Here is a 2,919-nt window from a genome sequence, read left to right as displayed (position 1 = left end):
AGCGATCCAGTTCCTTTTTGGACATAGTGATAAATGTCATATATGATGTCGTTCTTTGTTTTAATGATTACGACATCATTTTACTTGAAGGGTGACATTTCTACTTCCTTCAAGAGTGACATTATCACTTCCTTTCTACACTGGGTTACAATAAGATAGTAGTCGCTTAGCTTGCGATTTTTTGGTATGATCTAAGCAATATGACAACTCCTAAATTTGGGTTAGAATCTAAAGAACTGTCGAAAAAAATTGAAGAAGTAAAGAAGATTACGGGCCTTAAGGTTAATTCTTATAAAGTTATAACCAGTCGGGCTAAAAATTTTATAATTGAGATTAATAAAATATGGATTTTTCGTTTTCCAAAAAATTCTATAATTAAGAAAGAAACAAAGAAGCGATGGAATTTTTTGGCATCGTTTTCTGAAATATCACCAATCCAAGTTCCAAAACCTGAATTTATCACAAATCACCTCATTGGTTATAGAAAAATATCAGGCGAGCCATTGTTACCTACTCAAATAGAAAAATTAAATAATAAGAGTAAATTGAAAATTGCTAAACAAATAGGATTGTTTTTGAAAGCTCTTCATAACTATAAAGATAAAAGTATCAATTTTGATACAGGATACTTAGTTATGAGGAGGAAGGACTACAAGACTTACCCCAAAGAGTTCGCTAAATATCTAAAGATCAGTGAATGCAAAGTTCTTGAAACGATGATAAAAAAAATTGCACAGAACAGTTCTAATTTTAGAAAACCTACAAACATTATTCACGGCGATTTTAATTTGAACAATTTCCTTTGGGATAAAAAACGAAAGGTGATTACTGGCATAGTGGATTGGTCTGATATGGGACTTGGTATACCAGCAATGGATTTTATTGGTATCGCTGATTTCAACAGCCATAGCAATGATCTATTCTTGAAAGATACGCTTAAATGGTATGGTACAAAAAATAATGGCTTATTCAACCAAATTAAAGCCAATGCCATCGTAGATGTTATGAATTGGTTTTGGTTTTATAAGAAAACTGGCAATCCAAAAGGTGTAAGCAGGGTAGTCACGAAGATTAAAACGATTTTACGCTCTTAAAGCGTGAAGAATAAAGCTAAAAACAGAAAATAGGCCGTAGGAGCCTATTTTTGTTTAACCTTCTCAAATTGGCCAGAATTGCCTGATGTTTATGCTAAATTCGAACAGAATAAGATGTCTGTGATTAATGACTATCAGTTTTGCAATTAAATTCAACTCTTGACATTTATATTAAAGATGTATATATTTAATACATGAATACTACTCTTCACGTTACTATGGATAAAAATACTAAAGATGCGGCAGTAAAGCTTGCGGCTGATATGGGTTTGGATTTGAGTACGATTGTCAAAGCAAGTCTTAAAACATTTGTTCAGACTGGAGTATTTCACGTTGAAAGATCTTTTCGTATGACTCCTTATCTTGAGAGAATCATCGCGCAAGCGAGATCTGATTACAAAGCAGGCAGGAATGTCTCCCCAGTATTTACTTTAGCAAAGGAGATGGATGAGTACCTTGATTCTCTATGAAGACAATCCTTCATAAGCGATTTGAAAAGCAGTATGCAAAACTGCGTCCTGCTGATAAAGAAAAATTTAAGGCAAGAAGAGATATTTTTTTAGACAACCCCTTTGATCCAGTACTAAGTAATCATGCTTTAATTGGTAAATACGAGGGGTATCGCACCATTAGTATTACAGGCGATTTACGAGCAGTATATACTTTCATTGATAGGGATACTGTTCTTTTTGTTGCCATTGGCACTCATAGTCAATTGTATAAATAATCGACTATCGATGAATCTAAGTCTAAAAAATTTTGGAAGTCTATTATCATCAAGGTCGCTGGGCGAGAAGCCTTTGCGGCTTTTCAAGCATCCTTAAATTCTATACCTCAAGGTGAAAATTTAGAAATAGATTTTACTGGTGTTATAACTTTTTCTCCTTCTTGGGGCGATGAATTTCTAAGTCCCCTACAGAAGCAGTTTGGAGACAAACTTTTATTAACAAATATAGCCAATAACCCATCAGTAATTGAGAGTTTGAAGATTATTGAAAGAGCTATCGGCGTGTCTTTTAAGGTCGCATAAATAATATGTCAAAATTTCCCAACCCGAAGCGGGCAATCCCTAAAGTAATGGAGATGGTTAAAATAATAATAATAAATAATTAGATGAATTATGAACCACGAAGATTTTATGCGTCTTGCTTTAGAGCAAGCGAAATTAGCAAAATCTGCTGGAGATTTACCATTTGGAGCAATTGTAGTTCAGGGCGATAAGGTCGTTGGGAAGAACGAGCTGAAAACAATACCATCGGTGAAGTCAAGGATTATGTGATCATCCATCTAAAAAATTCGGTAGTCTATTATCCTCAAGACAAGCAGGGCGAGAGCGGAATGACATGAGCAAAGTCTAGCAAAATTTGGCTTTTTTTGAAAGACTTTATAAGTTATGGAAAAAAATGACCCAACAATTTTCAAAGCCTACGACATACGTGGAATTTATCCTGTTTCTATAAACGAACAGACAGTTTACAAAATTGCTCAAGCTTACGCGAAATTTGTCCAGCCAAAAGTCGTAGCTGTAGGACGTGATGTGCGCTTATCAGGACCGGCTTTGTTTGAATCAGTATGCCGTGGGCTTACAGATCATGGCGTGAATGTCATAGACATTGGCGTTTGCACTACTGATATGTACTATTTTGCGGTTGCGAATTATGGTTACGACGGTGGAATTATGATTTCGGCTTCGCACAACCCGAAAGAATACAATGGTCTGAAAATGGTTCGAGGTAACTCCGTTCCCATTTCAGGCGATACCGGTATAATGGATCTGAAAGATTTAGTTCTGAATAATTATGGCTTTCAAGCCGCTAACAAAGGT

4 protein-coding genes and 1 pseudogene are annotated in these 2,919 nt (G+C 35.3%); all 5 read left to right on the top strand.

Annotated features, from left to right (window positions below):
• Nucleotides 1-200: 200 nt before the first annotated feature.
• Nucleotides 201-1,094, top strand: coding sequence for an aminoglycoside phosphotransferase family protein (locus tag VNZ46_RS05270; RefSeq protein ID WP_325559075.1), 894 nt, complete (start codon nucleotides 201-203; stop codon nucleotides 1,092-1,094).
• Nucleotides 1,095-1,288: 194 nt separating this feature from the next.
• Nucleotides 1,289-1,564, top strand: a complete 276-nt coding sequence (locus VNZ46_RS05265; RefSeq protein ID WP_325559074.1) for a hypothetical protein — start codon at nucleotides 1,289-1,291, stop codon at nucleotides 1,562-1,564.
• On the top strand, nucleotides 1,561-1,821 hold the full coding sequence (locus tag VNZ46_RS05260; protein WP_325559073.1) for a type II toxin-antitoxin system mRNA interferase toxin, RelE/StbE family: 261 nt from the start codon (nucleotides 1,561-1,563) through the stop codon (nucleotides 1,819-1,821). The genes VNZ46_RS05265 and VNZ46_RS05260 overlap by 4 nt, the downstream gene beginning before the upstream one ends.
• Nucleotides 1,822-2,214: 393 nt before the next feature.
• The gene (locus VNZ46_RS05255; RefSeq protein WP_325559072.1) at nucleotides 2,215-2,373 is read left to right on the top strand and encodes a deaminase; all 159 of its coding nucleotides are present in this window, start codon (nucleotides 2,215-2,217) and stop codon (nucleotides 2,371-2,373) included.
• Nucleotides 2,374-2,487: 114 nt separating this feature from the next.
• A pseudogene (locus VNZ46_RS05250) lies at nucleotides 2,488-2,919 on the top strand (phosphomannomutase CpsG); the annotation flags it as partial.

It is taken from the genome of Pedobacter sp., from assembly GCF_035566355.1.
In the GTDB taxonomy this organism is placed as follows: domain Bacteria; phylum Bacteroidota; class Bacteroidia; order Sphingobacteriales; family Sphingobacteriaceae; genus Pedobacter.
The sequence above is the reverse complement of the archived record's forward strand: the minus strand, read 5'-3'. Positions and strand labels throughout refer to the sequence as shown.